General features: G+C 58.6%; 20 protein-coding genes. 11 read left to right on the top strand and 9 right to left on the bottom strand.

Features of this window, described 5'->3' with window-relative positions:
• Positions 1 to 13 precede the first annotated feature (13 nt).
• Both arfB and BLQ12_RS17650 read left to right on the top strand, forming a co-directional pair.
• The gene (arfB, locus tag BLQ12_RS17655) at positions 14 to 430 is read left to right on the top strand and encodes an alternative ribosome rescue aminoacyl-tRNA hydrolase ArfB (protein ID WP_217640343.1); all 417 of its coding nucleotides are present in this window, start codon (positions 14 to 16) and stop codon (positions 428 to 430) included.
• An 11-nt stretch (positions 431 to 441) separates the two neighbouring features.
• Positions 442 to 1,059 carry a trimeric intracellular cation channel family protein gene (locus BLQ12_RS17650; protein WP_092212502.1) on the top strand — a complete coding sequence of 206 codons (618 nt, stop codon included), beginning with the start codon at positions 442 to 444 and terminating at the stop codon, positions 1,057 to 1,059.
• Positions 1,060 to 1,487: 428 nt separating this feature from the next.
• Here the strand turns inward: BLQ12_RS17650 and hgcB are convergent, their stop codons facing one another.
• The 3 genes from hgcB to BLQ12_RS17635 form a co-directional block, all read right to left on the bottom strand.
• Entirely contained in the window at positions 1,488 to 1,775 is a 288-nt protein-coding gene (gene hgcB, locus BLQ12_RS17645) for a mercury methylation ferredoxin HgcB (RefSeq protein WP_092212500.1), read from the bottom strand.
• 12 nt (positions 1,776 to 1,787) lie between these two features.
• Positions 1,788 to 2,930: a mercury methylation corrinoid protein HgcA gene (gene hgcA, locus BLQ12_RS17640; protein WP_254782075.1), complete on the bottom strand. Its 1,143-nt coding sequence runs from the start codon at positions 2,928 to 2,930 to the stop codon at positions 1,788 to 1,790.
• Positions 2,931 to 3,193: 263 nt separating this feature from the next.
• The gene (locus BLQ12_RS17635) at positions 3,194 to 3,493 is read right to left on the bottom strand and encodes an ArsR/SmtB family transcription factor (protein ID WP_092212498.1); all 300 of its coding nucleotides are present in this window, start codon (positions 3,491 to 3,493) and stop codon (positions 3,194 to 3,196) included.
• Between the two features lie 590 nt (positions 3,494 to 4,083).
• On the opposite strand from BLQ12_RS17635, the gene BLQ12_RS17630 reads away from it, so the two are divergent.
• The 5 genes from BLQ12_RS17630 to BLQ12_RS17610 all read left to right on the top strand — a co-directional run bounded on the left by BLQ12_RS17630 (position 4,084) and on the right by BLQ12_RS17610 (position 8,985).
• Entirely contained in the window at positions 4,084 to 5,199 is a 1,116-nt protein-coding gene (locus tag BLQ12_RS17630; RefSeq protein WP_092212496.1) for a branched-chain amino acid ABC transporter substrate-binding protein, read from the top strand.
• 240 nt (positions 5,200 to 5,439) lie between these two features.
• Positions 5,440 to 6,345, top strand: a complete 906-nt coding sequence (locus BLQ12_RS17625; protein ID WP_092212494.1) for a branched-chain amino acid ABC transporter permease — start codon at positions 5,440 to 5,442, stop codon at positions 6,343 to 6,345.
• Between the two features lie 92 nt (positions 6,346 to 6,437).
• A complete protein-coding gene (locus BLQ12_RS17620) occupies positions 6,438 to 7,496 on the top strand; it encodes a branched-chain amino acid ABC transporter permease (RefSeq protein WP_092212493.1) in 1,059 nt (352 codons plus the stop codon).
• Complete coding sequence (locus BLQ12_RS17615) at positions 7,493 to 8,278, top strand: ABC transporter ATP-binding protein (protein ID WP_092212491.1); 786 nt, start codon at positions 7,493 to 7,495, stop codon at positions 8,276 to 8,278. Before BLQ12_RS17620 ends, BLQ12_RS17615 begins: the two co-directional genes overlap by 4 nt.
• On the top strand, positions 8,269 to 8,985 hold the full coding sequence (locus tag BLQ12_RS17610; protein ID WP_092212489.1) for an ABC transporter ATP-binding protein: 717 nt from the start codon (positions 8,269 to 8,271) through the stop codon (positions 8,983 to 8,985). Before BLQ12_RS17615 ends, BLQ12_RS17610 begins: the two co-directional genes overlap by 10 nt.
• 199 nt (positions 8,986 to 9,184) lie before the next feature.
• On the opposite strand, the gene BLQ12_RS17605 is transcribed toward BLQ12_RS17610, so the two are convergent.
• From BLQ12_RS17605 to BLQ12_RS17590, 4 genes are all read right to left on the bottom strand, one after another.
• Positions 9,185 to 9,709, bottom strand: a complete 525-nt coding sequence (locus BLQ12_RS17605) for a permease (protein WP_092212487.1) — start codon at positions 9,707 to 9,709, stop codon at positions 9,185 to 9,187.
• Positions 9,706 to 10,185: a permease gene (locus tag BLQ12_RS17600; RefSeq protein ID WP_092212485.1), complete on the bottom strand. Its 480-nt coding sequence runs from the start codon at positions 10,183 to 10,185 to the stop codon at positions 9,706 to 9,708. The genes BLQ12_RS17605 and BLQ12_RS17600 overlap by 4 nt, the downstream gene beginning before the upstream one ends.
• A 119-nt stretch (positions 10,186 to 10,304) precedes the next feature.
• On the bottom strand, positions 10,305 to 10,742 hold the full coding sequence (locus BLQ12_RS17595; RefSeq protein WP_092212483.1) for a MarR family winged helix-turn-helix transcriptional regulator: 438 nt from the start codon (positions 10,740 to 10,742) through the stop codon (positions 10,305 to 10,307).
• Positions 10,743 to 11,207: 465 nt separating this feature from the next.
• Complete coding sequence (locus BLQ12_RS17590; protein WP_092212481.1) at positions 11,208 to 12,008, bottom strand: MerR family transcriptional regulator; 801 nt, start codon at positions 12,006 to 12,008, stop codon at positions 11,208 to 11,210.
• A 277-nt stretch (positions 12,009 to 12,285) separates the two neighbouring features.
• Here BLQ12_RS17590 and BLQ12_RS17585 point away from each other — a divergent pair, with 277 nt between their 5' ends.
• Positions 12,286 to 13,995 carry a PAS domain-containing sensor histidine kinase gene (locus BLQ12_RS17585; protein WP_175469904.1) on the top strand — a complete coding sequence of 570 codons (1,710 nt, stop codon included), beginning with the start codon at positions 12,286 to 12,288 and terminating at the stop codon, positions 13,993 to 13,995.
• A 21-nt stretch (positions 13,996 to 14,016) separates the two neighbouring features.
• Here the strand turns inward: BLQ12_RS17585 and BLQ12_RS17580 are convergent, their stop codons facing one another.
• Together BLQ12_RS17580 and BLQ12_RS17575 are read right to left on the bottom strand one after the other, a co-directional pair.
• Positions 14,017 to 15,030, bottom strand: a complete 1,014-nt coding sequence (locus BLQ12_RS17580) for an ABC transporter substrate-binding protein (protein WP_175469903.1) — start codon at positions 15,028 to 15,030, stop codon at positions 14,017 to 14,019.
• Positions 15,031 to 15,366: 336 nt separating this feature from the next.
• Complete coding sequence (locus BLQ12_RS17575; protein WP_226860104.1) at positions 15,367 to 15,819, bottom strand: RidA family protein; 453 nt, start codon at positions 15,817 to 15,819, stop codon at positions 15,367 to 15,369.
• 215 nt (positions 15,820 to 16,034) lie between these two features.
• Between BLQ12_RS17575 and BLQ12_RS17570 the strand changes: the two genes are divergently transcribed.
• The 3 genes from BLQ12_RS17570 to BLQ12_RS17555 all read left to right on the top strand — a co-directional run bounded on the left by BLQ12_RS17570 (position 16,035) and on the right by BLQ12_RS17555 (position 17,766).
• Positions 16,035 to 16,340, top strand: coding sequence for a hypothetical protein (locus BLQ12_RS17570; RefSeq protein ID WP_092212475.1), 306 nt, complete (start codon positions 16,035 to 16,037; stop codon positions 16,338 to 16,340).
• A gap of 117 nt (positions 16,341 to 16,457) precedes the next feature.
• Entirely contained in the window at positions 16,458 to 16,919 is a 462-nt protein-coding gene (locus BLQ12_RS17565; protein ID WP_092212473.1) for an SRPBCC family protein, read from the top strand.
• A gap of 307 nt (positions 16,920 to 17,226) precedes the next feature.
• A complete protein-coding gene (locus tag BLQ12_RS17555) occupies positions 17,227 to 17,766 on the top strand; it encodes a porin family protein (protein WP_175469902.1) in 540 nt (179 codons plus the stop codon).
• The last annotated feature ends 49 nt before the right edge of the window (positions 17,767 to 17,815 follow it).

Here is a 17,815-nt window from a genome sequence, read left to right as displayed (position 1 = left end):
AGGAGTCTATGTTTTGCCAATCATAATCTCACAGCAGCTCTCCCTTGGCGACGACGAGGTGGAGATCTCCGCAGTCAAGGCATCGGGCCCCGGTGGCCAGCACGTCAACACCTCGGCCACGGCCATTCACCTGCGGTTCGACATCCGGGCGTCCTCCCTGCCGGAGGTCTACAAGGAGCGGCTCCTGGCCATCACCGACCATCGCATCACCGACGAGGGCATCGTGATCATCAAGTCCCGGGAGCACCGCAGCCGGGAGATGAACCGGCAGGCCGCCCTGGAGCGACTCATCAGCCTGATCCAAAGCGTGACCAAGGCGCCGAAAAAAAGGCGCCCCACCCGGCCCTCGAAAAATGCCCGGGAAAGACGCCTCAAGGCCAAGACCCAACGCGGCGACCTGAAAAAAACACGGGGAAAAGTCTCCCATTAAGGTATGGACTCATGATCATCTATCTTATCGGCATGATGGGCATCGCTGCTTTCTCCGTCACGGGAGTGGTGGCCGCAGGCAAAAAAGACATGGATCTTTTCAGCATCATCCTGTTGGGGGTGGTGACAGCCCTCGGCGGCGGGACCATCCGGGACATCCTCATGGACGCCAACCCCATCTTCTGGATCGGGGACGAGACCTACCTCTGGGTCTCCGTGGCCGCCGCCCTCATCGCCTTTTTCTTTATCCGCTTTGTCAACAACACCTACACCCTCTTTCTCTATGCCGACTCCTTCGGCATGTGCCTGTTTACCATCACCGCCGCGGAAAAGGCCCTCTCGCTGGGCTTCTCCTACCCGGTGGCCGTCCTCATGGGCCTGACCACCGGCATCGCAGGGGGCATGATCCGCGACATCCTCACCGGCAAGATGCCCCTGCTCCTGGGCCGGGAGTTCTACGCCACCCCCGCCCTCCTCGGTGCGTCCCTTTTCTGCGTCCTCCTCCACCTGGCACCCGACCACCCCTTTAACCGCTACTACGGCCTGGCCCTGGCCTTCGGCCTGCGATGCGCCTCCATCCACTGGGATCTCTACTACCCACGGTTCCTTTTGTATAAAGGAAACGCGTAAACGTAAAAGCTGCCTCCGGCGGCAAGGTGTGCCACCTTGAAAGCAGGTTGCGAATGCGTTTTGCCCCTCGTGCCTCGGGTCAAATCACATCCGCTTATAAATCGTCATTGGTTCAGACGGTTTTTTATGACCTATTTGTCAAACTTTTTAAAAGCTTAGCCCCCCACAGGGACGCCGGAGGCATAAGCTGAATAGTTACATCATGTTTTTAGAAGAATGACATGGGTGTCTCCTGCCGAGACGGTTGCCGAATGTCATCCTTCACGCGAATGCCCCGACAACGCCCGCACAACGACGGCCTCCATGCATTCGCCATAAGGTTTCAAGGTGCCCCCACCTTGCCGCCGGAGGCGTGCTTTTTTTCCTACGCCCTCTGTGGCTCTGTCATCCCCCCGACGTTGATTATAAAAAAACGTTTCCCCTAGGCCTCAACAGCACCCACCCCCACAGGAGGCGTTATCCTTGCCTTTGATCCAGCCGGAGATGATGTAGGCGGCGCAGCCCACGCCGGGGTTGACGGAAATGGCTGCCACCGGGCAATTCCGGGCGCAGGCCCCGCATTCCATGCAGCCGTTTCCGTCGGCGATGAGCGCCTTGGGGCCTTCCTGGGCAAAGACGCCGTGGGGGCAGACGGTGGTGCAGAGGCCGCACCCCACGCACAAGTCGGTGTGAAGCTCAAGGGTGGCCATGTTGTCGATGTACCGAAGATCTTTCATGGGAACACCTCCTTAGCCTGTAAAGGGCGCCGCCACCCAGAGAATAAACCCCAGGACCATGGCGGCGACCTGGGCCGGTATGGCCCGTTTCATCTCATACTCGACCCCTGTGGGGGAGGTAAAGGGTGTGGCGCCGGTGAAGTTCATGGCCAGATACGAGCTGACGGCGACCAACCAGAGGATCAGCGCTAAAAGGGAGCCGAATTCCAGATCCTGCCTGTAGTATACCCAGAAAGGGAACCCGCAGGCCAGCCCCGCAAGGCACCCTTTAAGCGAAAAAGCCCGCCCGGGAATCCATGGGAGAAGGGCCGGGGTGACGACGGCACCGGCCAGGATGCCGGTACAAAGGGCCGCCCATGCGACCGGCCCCCGTTCCAGGGCCTGAGAAAAAGAGAAAACCCCCGGACCGATGCCGGAAAGAAGAAAAAGAACGGGCAGCATCCAGACAAGGGGTTTAAAGGTCAGGCTGAGTTCCACAGGGGAGAGTACCAGGCGCTCTTTCAAAGAAAAGGTAACCCGGCGCATGGCCGGTTCCGCGCACCCCCCAGCTTCAATGAACCGAGGCAGGTCCCATGCGCGCACAGGGCCAAAGTCGGCTGCAAACCCGCACCGTGTCTTCATCTCACGGGCCGTCACCCCGCTTGCCGAAAGCTGGGGCAGGATCAACCGCCTGTGGGTCACCACCTCGGCAAGGCGCGACGCCTTCACCCGGCCTGCCACCTCACCGGCTGAGAAGGTTCCTTTTCCTGCAGCGCACCAGACATTGACCCCTTGCGTATCCGCCGCAAGGAGCCAGGCGTCCATGCCGTCAAGGGCCCGTCGCACGGCATCGAAGCTGAGCTTGTAATTGGCCGTCACCAGCACCGGGGAGGTGTCCGACGGGCTGCCCACAGCGTAAAGGCCGGGGGCCACCGCGTAACGGCTTCGCCTCAGGTTGCAGCGCACCGCAAGGCCACCCAGGTGATCCGACCCGTCAAGGCGGGTCTTCACCACCGGCACCTTTCCCGCCGGGGTCTCCGTAAACGAAGCCACATAGCCGCACAGGCGATATCCCGGCATCTCCCGGGTATCCCTCGTCGGAGACGGGCCGCAACAGGAGGGCTTGCCCAGATCCCGGGCCGCCCTCTCTCCAAATGCCATCAAATCGTCTTGCATTGACGGACTCCTTGTCAAACGAGCCTACGGTGGCCAAGGGCTGAGCCCTTGAAACCCTGGGTTGCGAATACTCCCACCCTATTCTCTAAGACGGTACAAAAAAGCCTACAAAAACAATGCCTCCGGCGGCAAGGTGAGCCACCTTGAAAGCTGGTTACCGCTGCGCTTTACCCCTCGTTCCTCGGGTTAAATCACAGCGGCATTCATGCGTGACGTGTATATTCATTTTTTGTCTGAGCCCCTATTCCCTCTTTACCTATGACCTATTTACCTATGTTGCCCATCTTCCCCACCATCCCCTTGAACGCATCAAGCACCGCTTTATCCACGCAATAGCAGGTTGCCGGACCTTCCACCTCACCCAGAACAAGCCCCGAGGCCTTCAGGACCTTCAGATGCTGGCTCACTGTGGACTGGGCCAGGGGAAGGACGGCCACGAGCTCGCCGCAGATGCAGCGGTTTTCCGCCAGGAGGTGGTTGAGGATCTCGATTCGCGCCGGGTGAGACAGGGCCTTGCAGAGTTCGGCCAGTCTGCCGGTGGTGTCGCCTTCAAGTGATGTCACGGTTTTCTCCTTCGTTTCTATTATCGTAATATTACGATAATACAGAATCCCCAAGGCGTCAACCCGTGCGTTCCCCGGACGATCCCATTATTACCATCACCGGGTTGCAGGCAACATCGCCCATCAATTTCTAAATTCCCCGCAATATCAATCGTAATATTAGATCCATATCACCTACGCCCCTGTAAATCAGGCCGCAAATCAAGGAACATTTCAGAGAGTCAATACAGAGCAATCCATATAAAAAACTTGATGTTTTGTAAAAATACGAGTTAAATAACCCTTCGTAAGGACAACCCAACCCCAACGCTACATCCAGCTTTCCGCGTACCGTTTCCATAAAGCGTTGTGGCAATGTGCCCATGGGTTCATCGGCTTACGTACGGGCCTCGTCATATCTCGTCACTAACGCATAATAGTAATATGAGATAACTTGAGGCGCCAAGCTCTTTAGGCATGACCGGACAGGGTAAGCAGGTGGCCAGCCGCTGGGCTGACGCCGATCTGCATGGCGCTTATCCACTGTCCACCCGGATCCGGGTGGGGCCGGATCCCGTCACACCGAGACCAAACAATGAGGAGATGTGTTTATGAAAAGAGTTCTGTTTCTTGCCTTGTGTTTTTCCCTGACGGCATCCATTGCCGCGGCCGCCACCATCAAGATCGGCCTCATGTGTCCCCTCACCGGTTCCTGGGCCAGCGAAGGCCAGGACATGAAACAAATCGTCGAGCTCCTGGCCGATGAGGTCAACGCCAAGGGCGGGCTCCTCGGCAATAAGGTTCAAATCATCACCGAAGACGACGCCGGCGATCCCCGAACGGCTGCCCTGGCAGCCCAGCGCCTTTCCACCCGCGGTATCGTCGCCGTCATCGGCACCTACGGCTCGTCCATCACCGAGGCCTCACAGAACATTTACGACGAAGAGGAGATCATCCAGATCGCCAACGGCTCCACGGCCATCCGCCTCTCTGAAAAAGGACTGAACTACTTCTTCCGCTCCTGCCCCAGGGACGATGAGCAAGGCAAGGTGGCGGTGAAGACCCTCATGAGCATGGGATTCAAAAAGGTGGCCATCCTCCACGACAACACCACCTACGCCAAGGGCCTGGCCGATGAAGCCAAGGCACTGCTCAAAAACGAAACCGCAGAGATTGTCTTTTACGAAGCCCTCACCGCCGGAGAACGCGATTACAGCGCCATCCTCACCAAGATGAAGGCCTCGGCCCCGGATGCGGTCCTCTTCACCGGCTACTACCCCGAGGCGGGTCTCCTCCTTCGCCAGAAAATGGAGATGGGCTGGAATGTTCCCTTTATCGGCGGTGACGCCACCAACAACCCGGACCTGGTCAAGATCGCCGGCAAAGAAGCCGCCAAGGGCTTCTTCTTCCTGAGCCCCCCTGTTCCCCAGGACCTGGACACCCCTGAAGCCAGCTCTTTCCTTGCCGCCTACACCAAAAAGTACAACGAGGTTCCCGGCTCTGTCTGGGCGGTCCTTTCCGGCGACGGGTTCAACGCCATTGCCGCCGCCATCAAGGCCACCGGTTCCACGGACTCCAAAGTCCTTGCAAACTACCTCCACAAAGAGCTCAAGGACATGCCCGGCCTCACCGGCAAGCTCTCCTTCAACGAAAAAGGGGACCGCGTGGGGGATCTCTACCGCCTCTACAAGGTCGACGCCGACGGGCACTTCGTTCTCCAACCATAAGGCGTGAGTCGCGTGGGGCGGCTTTCCGGCCAAGGAGCTCACGGCGGCCCCCGCACAGGTTATTGACCCGGCAACAGTTCAGGTGACGGCAGGGCGCAGGCCCTCCTGCCGCACGTTACCCAGGACAGACAAAGCCCCCGGGGTAAGTCCAAATGGCCCGGTCAATAAAAATCCCAACACGCCCCGGCGGCATCGGGTCATCCGGTGTTGCCGGGGCGTCGGCACCACCGGAGAAGTAAGATGGAACTGTTTTTTCAGCAGCTGACCAACGGCCTTGCCGTGGGGGGAATTTACGCCCTCATCGCCCTGGGCTACACCATGGTCTACGGCGTTTTGAAATTGATCAACTTTGCCCACGGTGACCTCTTTACCATCGGGGCGTACCTGGGACTCACCCTGCTGTCCGCCCTGGGCCTCACCGACCGCCTGGGCCCCTTCGGCGTGGTCATCGCCCTGGCCATCATGGTCATGGGCCTCGTGGCCGTGGTGGGCATTATCCTGGAGCGCATCGCTTACCGCCCCTTGCGCGAATCCCACCGGCTCTCGGCCGTGGTGTCGGCCCTGGGCGCCTCCATCTTCTTCCAGAACGCCGTCATGCTTATCTACGGCGCCCGCTACCAGGTCTACCCCCACGATATCCTGCCCAAGGTGGTCATCCCCATCTTCGGCCTCAACGTGCCCCTGCTGCGCATCCTGATCCTTCTCACCTCCGTGGTGATGATGGCCGCCCTCTACTTCTTTATCCAGAAAACCCGCACGGGCACGGCCATCCGGGCCGTTGCCATCGACCAGGGCGCGGCCAAGCTCATGGGCATCAACGTCAACGCCGTCATCATGATCGTCTTTCTCATCGGCCCGGCCTTAGGGGGCGCGGCCGGCCTCATGGTGGGGCTCTACTACGGGCAGATCAACTTCACCATGGGGTGGATTTACGGCCTGAAGGCGTTTACCGCGGCCATCCTGGGCGGTATCGGCAACATCCCCGGGGCCATGCTCGGCGGCCTGCTTTTGGGGGTCATCGAAGCCCTGGGCGCGGCGTACATCTCCATCGCCTGGAAAGACGCCATCGCCTTTGTCGTGTTGATTCTCATCCTCATCGTTCGCCCCACCGGCCTCCTGGGTGAACGGGTTGCAGAAAAAGTGTGACGGGGTTTCCGAAACACAGGGGCCGCCTTTGGGCCCCTGACGGCTCACCCCACCAATCCCTGGACAGATTTTTTTAGCGAGGCCTTGACCGTATGAAACGAAACGCCATTTACCTAGCACTTGCATCACTTCTGGCCGTCTCCCCGGCCTTTCTCAACGCCTACTGGGTGGACGTGCTGAACAACGTCGGCATGTACGCCCTTCTGGCCTTGAGCCTCAACATCATCCTGGGCCATGCCGGCCTGTTCCACATGGGCCACGCGGCCTTTTACGCCGTGGGTGCCTACACCACCGCCATCTTGAACACCACCTTTGACATCCCCGTCCTCTGGCTCATGCCCGTGGCAGGGATCACGGCAGGGCTCGTGGCCCTGATCGTGGCACGTCCCATCATCCACCTGCGTGGGGACTACCTCCTCATCGTCACCATCGGCTTTGTGGAGATCGTGCGCATCGCCCTCATCAACAACGTCTTCGGCATCACCGGAGGGGCCAACGGCATCTTCGGCATCGACCGCCCGTACCTCTTCGGCTTCAAGATCCGAAAGCCCCACGAGTTCTTTTATCTCATCTGGGGATTCATGGCGGTGACGGTCTTTCTCTTTCACCGCCTGGAAAACTCCCGGTTCGGCCGGGCCTTAAACTACCTGCGGGAAGACGACGTGGCCGCCGAAGGCAGCGGCATCAACACCACCTACTACAAACTCATCGCCTTTGTGCTGGGCGCGGTGTGGGCCGGCATGGTGGGAACCATCTACGCGGCCAAGATGACCATCATCGCCCCGGAGTCCTTCAACTTCTGGGAGTCGGTGGTGATGTTCATGATCGTCATCTTAGGGGGCTCCGGAAGCATCCGGGGGGTCATCCTGGGGGCATTTCTCGTCATCGGCCTGCCCGAAATCTTCCGGGGCATGGGCGCCGTCAGCGACCTGATCAACAGCCTCTTTTTAAACTTCGGCGTCACCCTGTCCCTTGACTTCAGCAACTTCAGCCAGGCCCGCATGCTGATCTTCGGCGCGGCCATGGTGATCATGATGATTTTCAGAAACGAAGGGCTCCTGCCTCCCCTGCCCAGGAAATACCCCCTTAAAAAGATCCGCAAAGAGATGAAACTTAGAGAAGAGATGAAAGTCCGGGAGGAGATGCCGTGAGCCTGTTAAAACTCGACAACCTGATCAAGGACTTCGGCGGCTTAAGGGCCGTGGACGAGGTCTCCTTTGAGGTGGAGGCCGGAGACGTCTTCGGCCTCATCGGCCCCAACGGGGCGGGCAAGACCACGGTCTTCAACCTCATCACCGGCAACTACGTGCCGAACCACGGCAAGGTGCTCTTTAACGGCCAGCCCCTCAACGGACTGGCCCCCAACAGGATCGTCTCCTTAGGCGTTGCCCGGACCTTTCAGACCATCCGGCTCTTCAAGACCCTCTCGGCCCTTGAAAACGTCCTGGCCGGGTGCCACTGCCGCATGACTTCAGGCTCCATCGCCGCCATGCTGAAGACACCCTTTCAAAAACGGGAAGAAAAAGAGGCCATCCAACTCGCCCTGGCCGAGCTGGACTTCGTTGGCCTGGGGGAAGAAGCGGAAACCCGTTCCGACAGCCTCTCCTACGGCAACCAGCGCCTCCTGGAGATCGCCAGGGCCCTGGCCACCCAGCCCAAGCTCCTCATCCTGGACGAACCGGCAGGGGGCATGAACGAGCAGGAGACCGACGCCTTAATCGAGATCATCGCCCGCATCAAGGCGCGCGGCATCACCGTGCTCCTCATCGAACACGACATGAGCCTGGTGATGCAGGCCTGCGAAAAACTGGTGGTGATTGAATACGGCAAGAAAATTGCCGAAGGACTGCCCGAAGAGATAAAGACCAACAAGAAGGTCATCGAAGCCTACCTCGGCACCGATGACGAGGAGGAGGGTGAGACGTGCTTTTAGACGTAAAAAATCTCCATGTGAAATACGGCACCGTCGAAGCCCTTCACGGCATCAACCTGCAGGTGGAAGAGGGAGAGATCGTCACCATCTTAGGGGCCAACGGCGCCGGGAAATCCACCACCCTCATGACCATCAGCGGGCTCTTGAAACCCTCGGAGGGCGAAATCTGGTTCGACGGAAAACCCATCCACACCATGCCCGCCCACAAGGTGGTGGAGGAAAAACTCACCCAGTCCCCGGAGGGCCGCCGCGTCTTCTCCACCTTAACCGTCCAGGAAAACCTCAACCTGGGCGCCTTCACCGCCAAGAACCCCAAGCGGGTGGAAGAGACCCGGCGCTGGATTTTTGAGCTCTTTCCCCGCCTGAAAGAGCGGAAAAGCCAGCTGGCAGGGACCCTTTCCGGCGGCGAACAGCAGATGCTCGCCATCGGCAGAGCCCTCATGAACAACCCCCGGATCCTCCTTCTGGACGAACCGAGCTTGGGCCTTGCCCCCATCCTGGTGAAAGCCATCTTCGAGACCGTGGCCGAAATCAACAAAAGCGGGGTCACCGTGGTCCTGGTGGAACAAAACGCCAAGGCCGCCCTCAAACTCGCCCACCGGGGCTACGTCATGGAGGTGGGCCGCATCGTATTGGAAGACGACGCCGACGCCCTCCTGGCCAACCCCAGCGTCCGGGAAGCTTACCTGGGCGGGGGGAAGAAATAAGGAGTAAAGCGGAAAAAGCCTCCGGCGGCCCTGCCGGGGGCTAAACTTTTAAAAAAGCTTAATAAACAGGCTTTTTTAAAAACAGATTCAGGCCACTCAAAATCAGGGGCGAATATGATTCGCCCGAGGAATCTGCCTTCGCCCATGTCTTTACGTCACCATTCGACTAAGGCACAATCACATAACATCGCCAGGCACGTCAAAATTCCGAAGGGGCCAGGGCTTTGTACTGCTCAGGCAAGAACACATCCAGAATATGCGCAATGACAATGATTCCCGTCAAGTTCATCACCAGTCGGCACAGCATAAAATCCCAGCCCATGGATGAGGCTTCAAAAAGAAGCATGGGAATCTTGGTGGTGGACCAGGCCCCGATAAAAATCATGATATTCGAAAAGCGCGCCCCTTTTTTGATCAGCACCCCGGCCACAGGAAACGCAGCGTAGAGCGGTCCTGCAGCAAAAGACCCCAGACAAAGGGCCAGAAGAGTCCCTTTGGCACCGGACTCCCCGCCCATGAGTCTCACGATGGTTTCCCGGGGAACCCAGACATCAAAAATCCCCAGAAGCACAAAAATGGGTGGAATCACCAGCATCATCTCCACGAGGGAATCGGTGGAAAGCCTGATGGAGCGAACGGCAAGGGTCGGGTTGAAATAACCAAGCCCCCCTAAGGCCACGAGCAGCAGAAGGAAGGCCCGGTATCGTTTAAGCAAAGATATCATGTAAGCACCACCCCCATGATCGCAGCCACCCCAAAGGCCAGCAGCAAGTTCAAGAAATTGCGTGCCAGGGAAACCCGCAGCCCGAAAATCCCCATCTCCACAGGAAGGGTTACGACTCCCACCCCCATGAGGGTGGAAACAAACACGGCCAGCTGCATGAGCCCTCCCCCGTTTTCGTAAAGGGCCGCCGTAAGCGGAAAAGCCACAAAACCGGGAATAAGGGTCACAGAACCGATGAGCGCGGCCATGCCCATACCGACCCAGCCTGTGTTCTGTCCCAAAACAAGGGTGATGGTTTCAGGGCTGACTGCCGCCAGCAGGATCCCGATGACCAGAAGAATGACGAGAAACTGGGGCAACAGGTTCTCAAATGATTTCCAGGCCTTCAGAAGCGCCGTCCGGGTCTTCTTTTTGTCTTTGACGTAGGAGGCCAGAAGCAGCGCGAAGGCTGCCAGGTAAAGAATGGCGTTCAGCATATACCCCTTCCTGTAATGTTAGCATACTAGCTTTTTAAATAAAAAAAGGTGACTATTGAGCGCAAGGTGAACCACCTTGCAAGCTGGTTACTGCCGCGCCAACTATAACCACTGTGGTTTCAAGAAAAATCTGCCAGGTTTTCCCGAACCCTCTCCAGCACCTCAATGGCCTTTTCGATCTCTTCGGGGGGAATCCCTCGATATGCCTGAGTCAGCATCTCCTTAGAGACAACCGAAATGGTTTCCCAGACCTCATGGGCCTTTTCCGTGGGGACAAGCATTTTCCGTCGGCTGTCTTCAGGATCCGGCTCCCGGGTCACCCATCCGTCTCGCTCCATGCGGTCCACCAGGCGCACGCCGGTGGGCGTGGCGATGCCCAGCCGTTTCACCAGGTCGGTGAGAGGCAGGGGGCCCAAAGCGATCAGGTGGGCCAGGGCCCGGTGCTGAGATGGCGACACCCCGGTTCCTTTCAACCTCTCTTCAAGGGATCCCACAAAGAATTTCACCGTAAGGTTGCATTGGAAACCGAGGCTTTCATTGGGATCGATCCCTTTCATGGTATCTTCCTTGGGGTAAAATGAGACGGGGCAGAACCGCCGGGTTGTTTTTTGTTAGCATACTAGCTTAAGAGCACCCAAAAATCAATATTTTCGTAACCATTCAGCGCCTAAAAAGCTGCCTCCGGCGGCAAGGTGTGCCACATTGAAAGCAGGTTACGAATGCGTTTTTCCCCTCGTTCCTCGGGAAAAATCACATCCGCCTTTGATCCAGGCTATACTGAATCTGTTTTTTAAAACCTGTTTGCCAACCTTTTGTCAATTTCTATGCGCTGGGTTTGACAAACAGGTCTCAAAATCATGAAGACCGTCAGCAAATGTGACGAGACCGAGGAACGAGGACTCGGAGCATTCGCGAACCCGGGGTGCAGGGGGTGGCGAAGCCACACTAAGATAAAAGCCCCTGCCCACCGGAGGCAGCGCTTTTTGTCGGTCTTTTTTTACACCAGCCATTGCGGCCCGGCATCAGATCAGGGGCACCTGAACCTCCGTCAGGTAGTTGTTCGGGTCGCCTTCCAGCAGGGGGCCGGGGCCCTTGTGGACCACCTGGCGGGTGGGCAGGGTTGCCTTTCGACCCGAGGCCTCGATCCAGTCGAAGACCCGGAGGTAGCTCTCTCCCAGGGTCTCAAAGGGACCCCGGTGCAGCAGGGTGGCGAACTCGCCCCCTTCGAGGGTGCGGCAGGTCCAGGGACTTTCAACGGCCCGTGACAGGGGCATGCACACCTCGATGTCGGCATCCAGCTCTTTGTACTCGTCGTTAAAGCAGAGATTCACCACACTGCCTGAAATCTCCTTTTCTGCGGCCCCACGCAGCTTGAGCACCACCTCGCCGATCTCCATCCAGGCCCCGGTCCAGCGGTGGGATATCACCAGTTGGGGTTCCACGCGTTTCACCTCTACCTCAAAGCCGTCCTCTTTCATCTTTGTCACCTCTTTTTCTCGGTTGATAATGCGGTCGATGACAGAAGAGATGTCCCGGAGCCTCGCAATCTCAGCCTGGAGGGCCTCCCGTTTGGTCGTAAGAAAGCCCACCAGATCGGACTCGTCGGCGCAATGTTCCATGACGTGCCGAATCTCAGCCAAAGAGCAATCCATGGCCTTCAGGGCAACCACCACGCGGGCCCTGGAGGCATCCTCCCGGTTGTAATACCGGTAGCCGCTCTTCTCATCCACGAAGCGGGGCTCAAGGATCCCCCGTTCGTGATAGAGCCTGAGGGCCTTCACCGTGAGCCCCGTGATCCGTGAAAATGTGCCGATGTTGTACATACTCCGCCTTCTCTTTCTGCCTTTCCGCGTTCACATTACCGACACCCTGAAGCCCGCCCCTGGGGGAGAGTCAAAGAAAAAGTGCACGGCCTGAGCCCCTTGGTCGGTAAAGACGGCCCAGGGCCAAAGAGCCCCTATTTAATGTTAAATTTTATAAAATAAATTATTATTGATATTCAATTTAAGGAAAAAATATGCCATCATAATCCCATGCTTTAAATCATAACCATTAGGACACACAGAATTCATGCGCCCATTTTTCAAAGCAATTAAAAGAATGTGTGCAATCCTCTGCACAGCGTCAGGGAGTATTCTTACAGCCACCTGCCTGCCCAGAGCAGCCCTTGCCGCCCAAGACGTCCCTCACTCACCGACAGGCCTTTTTTCCCCGGTCCTTCCCCTTGCAGTCGCCGCGTGCGGGCTCATCGTGGCATGGAACCTCATCCTGCGCAAAAGGCTCAAATCCAAAAACCGTGAGCTCACCCTGGAGCTGGCCCAGCGACGGTCCGTTGAAGAAGAGCTGCGGACAAGCCGCCACCGCCTGGCCACCCTCGTGAGCAACCTTCCCGGCATGGCGTTCAGCCACCGGGTCGATGACGACGACTGGCCCATGGGCTACACAAGCCAGGGCTGCCAGGAACTCACCGGGTACCCAAGTTTATGCGCGCCGGGCATGGAGCTCTTTTACGCCACCAAGGTGGTTCACCCCGACGACATCGGGCCCAACCGGGAGACCATCCGAAAGGCCCTGGCGGAAAAACAACCGTACCGTCTGGTCTACCGCATCACAACGGCCTCGGGGAAAAAGAAATGGGTCTGGGAACAGGGTGTGGGCCTCTACGGGCCCCAGGGTGAATTCCTCTCCGTGGATGGTTTTATCACCGACATCACGGAGTTTAAACAAGCGGAAAAAGCCCTCATCGCCAGCAGGAAGCAGTTCCATGACCTGGTTATCAACTCCCCGGTGGGTATCTCCATCATCCAGGACAACCAGGTGGTCTACCAGAACCCTGAGCAGGAGCGGCTCTTCGGGCCTTTGCCCGAAAAGGCAGACTTCTTCGGTTATGTCACCCCCCACAGCGACGACATGGACAAAATCCATCGATTTATAGAGGTGGTTAAAAATGGCGAGGTGTCCTGCAACGAATCGGACTTCTGCTTCTTCCCGGACACAGAAAAGAACAAGGCCCCCAGGACGCGATGGGTCCACTGCCGGGCGGCCCGCATCGTCTACCAGGACCGGGAGTCCGTTTTGCTGAACATGATCGACGTCACCCGCGCCAAAGAGCTGGAGCACATGGTGGGTATCCAGGACAAGATGGCCTCCCTGGGACGCGTCACCGCAGGCATTGCCCATGAGGTCCGCAACCCATTGTCCGGCATCAACCTCTACCTGAGCGTCCTGGACAAAATCGCCGGGGACCCGGAGCAGGAGACAAAGGCCCGGGAATGCATCCGTCAGCTCAAGGAGGCGTCCTGCGACATTGAAACGGTCATCAGGCGGGCCATGGACTTTCTCAAGCCCGGCATGCCCCAGTTCAGGGTCATGGATGCCAACGAGCCCGTCAAAAATGCCCTGGGGCTCACGGCGGCCTCCCTGCGCAAAAGCGGGGTCCGCATGGAGACAGCCCTCAGCGACGCGCCACTGCCCTGCTATGCGGACGGCAACCTTCTCCTGCGGGTGCTGTTGAACCTGATCCACAATGCCGCCGAAGCCATGGAGGACCTGCCCGGGTCCCGGATCATCCAGGTAAAAACCGCCGTGGAGTCGGCAAGGGTATTGATCAGCGTCTCGGACTCCGGTCCCGGAGTACCCCAGAGAATCCGTGAGCGTATTTTCGAACCCTTTTACACCACCAAAAGCGACGGCACCGGCATCGGGCTCAGCCTGAGCCAGCGCATCGTCATGGATCACAACGGCACCATCCGCATCGACCAGGGAGAGCTCGGGGGAGCCTCCTTTGTTGTCGACATTCCGGCACGGTAAAGCATGTCCGCATGACCGTCATCACGACGAGGGCAGGGTCCCGGACTCCTCGTTGTACAGGGCATCGGCGTCCCCGTCGGCCCCCTCCTCTTCGTCAAACAGGTAGGGATACCGCTCCTTCATGCACTCGGTGCAGATGCCGTGGCTGAATCGGGCTTTGGTGTGGGATTCGATGTAGCTCTCCAGTTTCTCCCAGTATCCCTTGTCGTTGCGGACCTTGAAGCAGCTGGAGCAGATGGGGAGCAGGCCGTTGAGTTCCCGGACCTCTTCCAGGGCCTGGGTCAGTTCGGTGATAAGCTGTTCGCGCTCCTCCTCGCTCTGGATGCGCCGACAGATTTCTGCCCGCATCCTGCGATTGTAAAAGCAGAGGCAGATCCCGCCGGAGACGGCCAGGATCAGGGCAAGTCCCCCTGTTCTCACCCCCCAATGGGTCCAGTCAAAGGGAAGAGGAGCCGTCTCCTCGTCAAAGGGGCCGGTCACCTCGTACCCCGCCTCCGTCAGCCCGATACGCACCAGAGAATCAGGCAATGGATCCATCTGTCCGGGCTGGAGAAGCCGTTTCATCTCCTCCAGCTCACGGGTGAGTTCCTCGCGGGAAAGGTTGACCGGGCCATGGGCATGGCGTTCAAGGCACAGGTCCATGACCTCACCGGGGTGATCAAAAGCGTAGCGCCACCCTTTCACGGACGCCCGGGCAAAACGGCGCACCCGATCGGGGTGCCTGCGAACTTCCGTCCCGGTGGTAACCAGGGTGTCGCCGTAAAAACCAATGCCGTACTGAAAGGCAGGGGTCCCCGGAGAAGAACCCTGCTCCGGGGGACCTCCCTCCAGAAGGGTGACGGCCAGCCCCTCCTCTTCGTAAAACCCCTTTTCAAGGGCTGCATAGTACCCGGCAAATTGAACGTGATGGGTCCACTTCAGCTGAAGGGACACCGATTCCAGAGCCCGGGCGCAGATCGGCCCCAAGAGAACGCACAGCGCTCCCAGAAGCAACGACTGACCATGCCTGGCCTTCCCATTCCCTAAAAGGTGCATTGCCCCCCCAGACCCGGCCCGGATCACTCCGCACCGGTATTTCCCACCAGAAAGCCGCATGATGTCCGCCCTTGGGGCAAGGGTCGCGACCGGCCTAAAAAAGTACCAAACCGTTCAAGTCATCGGCTTTTTTCCGCCATTTCTGAACCCGAGCCGGCTCTTTTTTTTATTATTTCACCAATACGAGAGAAATGCCCACGAAAAAGACCGGGGCAGGCGTTGTGCGTTCCGTGTTGGAAGGAGGATAAGAGGGAGGGAACGATAAGGCAAAGAAGGCAAAAAAAAACGGCCCCAGGCATCACGCACCCTGCGGCCGGATCTTTTGTCAGGGGGTATCTACACGGCGGCGACGATGGAGATCTCCACCAGGAGCTCTTCACGTGCCATGGCAGCCTGGACGCAGGCACGGGCAGGGGCCATGCCAGGGGTGACCCAGGCGTCCCATACAGCGTTCATGTCCGCGAAATACGCCATGTCCTTGATGTAGATGGTGGCGGAAAGGATCTTGTCCTTGTTGGACCCCACGCTCTCAAGGAGCTCTTCGATCTTTTCGAGGGTGGTGGCGGTCTGCTCGGTGATGCCCTTTGAGGCGTCCTTGCCCACCTGGCCGCAGAGGTATACGGTGTTGTTGTAAACCACGGCGCGGCTCATGCGAGCCTTGGTTTCAAAGCGTTTGATTTCCATCTCGGTGCTCCCTTGATACACAGCCTGGCTGGGCAGGCGGTTGGTAATGATGCCGGCAGGTGCCAGGGCACAGGGACTCTCCCCGCTCCGTCTGACAACCGCCATGTTCTGAATCAAATGACTATACCCAAACGCCTCTTCACGGATCAAGCCCCTTTTTCACCCCCCGGAGCCCCATTTCACCGCCTGCGCTTGCGGTCCCGCCAAATCACTCGTATACTGTGAAAAAATTTATTCTTGCTGAGGCCCCCGCCGTTAAGAAAAGGGGCCTTTTTCCTGAGCCACCCTACACACGACTGACCGAAAGGGACCTTTAAACGATGAACAAATGGAAATTCGGATTCGGAGCCGCCGTGGTACTCATCATCGCCGGATGGATCTCCTGGACCTTCTTTATCCCCAGTGAGGATATCAAAAAAGGCGTCAAGGACCTCCGGGCCGACGCCGTGGGCCTGGACCGGGTCATCACCCACACCCTTTACGACGGATCGAAAAAAACCTGGTCCGGCCGCATCAAGATCTTCCCCTTCCCCACCGAAGGCGGGGGCGGCGGGGGCTTCTCCTTTCTTGACGAAGACGGCAAAAAAATCATCTGCGGTCCCGGCTGGCGCATCGAAGAGAAGTAGGTTCGACGAAACGCCCCTATCTCGTTTTTCGGGCCGGCCCAAACCCGCGCCGGGCGTGGCCCGGACAACGGAGACCGTAACGGAACCGCATCATCTGTCAGCCAAGGCAGGACGGTCATGCACACCTTGAAACAGAGCCAGCTCCTTCCCACCAGCCTTGAAAAGGCGTGGGCGTTTATCCAGGCCCCGGCCAACCTCGACACCATCACCCCGCCCTGGCTGCGGTTCGAGATCGTCTCGGAGGTTCCCGAGGCCATGGAAAACGGCCTGATCATTGAGTACCGCATCGGCCTGCCTGTCCTCGGGCGCAGGCGGTGGGTCACCGAGATCAAGCACATCAAGGCCCCGTACCGCTTTGTGGACGAACAGCGCCTCGGCCCCTACCGGTTCTGGTACCATCACCACGAACTCCGGGAGGTGCCCGGGGGTGTCCTCATGACCGACACCGTCCGCTACCGCCTCCCCTTCGGCCCCTTGGGCGAGCTGGTCCACGCCCTGGTGGTCCGAAGGACCCTGGAACGGATCTTCGCCCACCGGCACCACCGCTTCACCGTTCTCTTCCCCAGCTCTACGCCTTAAGGACACACACCGACCCCATGGGACCGACACCCTGGAAAACCGACGGACACCCTTGTCAAACCCGGGTTCCCTCCCTCGTGTACCCCCCGCAACCATCCGGGCGGGCGCCTTGGCGGTGGCCCTTTTTTCCACCTGCCCCCATCCCCCTGAAATCGAAACCGAATGCCTCGCCCCGGGCCTGAATGCAGCCCCCTGCCCCCGGAAAAAGCTCATTTCGGCACAGTTTATGTAATTTCCCTTTTCTGTCACCGAGCATCACGACATGACCATAGTTTACCCACTGCCACGCCAGAAAAGGAGAGACACCATGACACGACGCATCCTAGTGCTTGCCAGCCTGCTCGCCCTGATCATCCAGCCCGCCTTTGCCGCAAACGGCAAAACCTTCATGGGGGTCGGTGCCCACTTTGCAGGAAAAAACTTCGAATTCGACAAATCCACAGGGGCCAGCTTTGTGGCAGGGCACCAGTGGAACGACAGCTGGGCCCTGGTTCTGGAAACCCTTTTCTTAGACGACTTCGACATCTCCAACCCCCTCACCGATGACGATGTGGACGTCCGGCAGGTTGCCGCCATGCTTCGCTGGTACCCCGTCACCACGACCCGGGCCCGGGCATACCTCTCTGCGGGCCTGGGCTATCTTGATATCCATGTCAGCGACGACGGCACCGCAGACCACGGCACCCTGTCCCGCTCCGATGTCTGTGCCCGTGGGAACATGGGCATCGACTGGCCTCTCAACGACACCCTCGCCCTTGAAGTGGAACTCGCCGGTACCGCCGGCATAGACGATCTCTCCCTGGTCAGCTTTCACGACTGGAACATGAAGCTTCTCTACACCTTCTGACCCCCCTGTCCATCCCCCCCGCCTCCGACCGGCCGGGATTTCACATTCC

It is taken from the genome of Desulfoluna spongiiphila, assembly GCF_900101345.1.
Classification (GTDB): Bacteria; Desulfobacterota; Desulfobacteria; order Desulfobacterales; family Desulfolunaceae; genus Desulfoluna; species Desulfoluna spongiiphila.
This window is presented reverse-complemented; position numbering and strand designations above follow the sequence as displayed.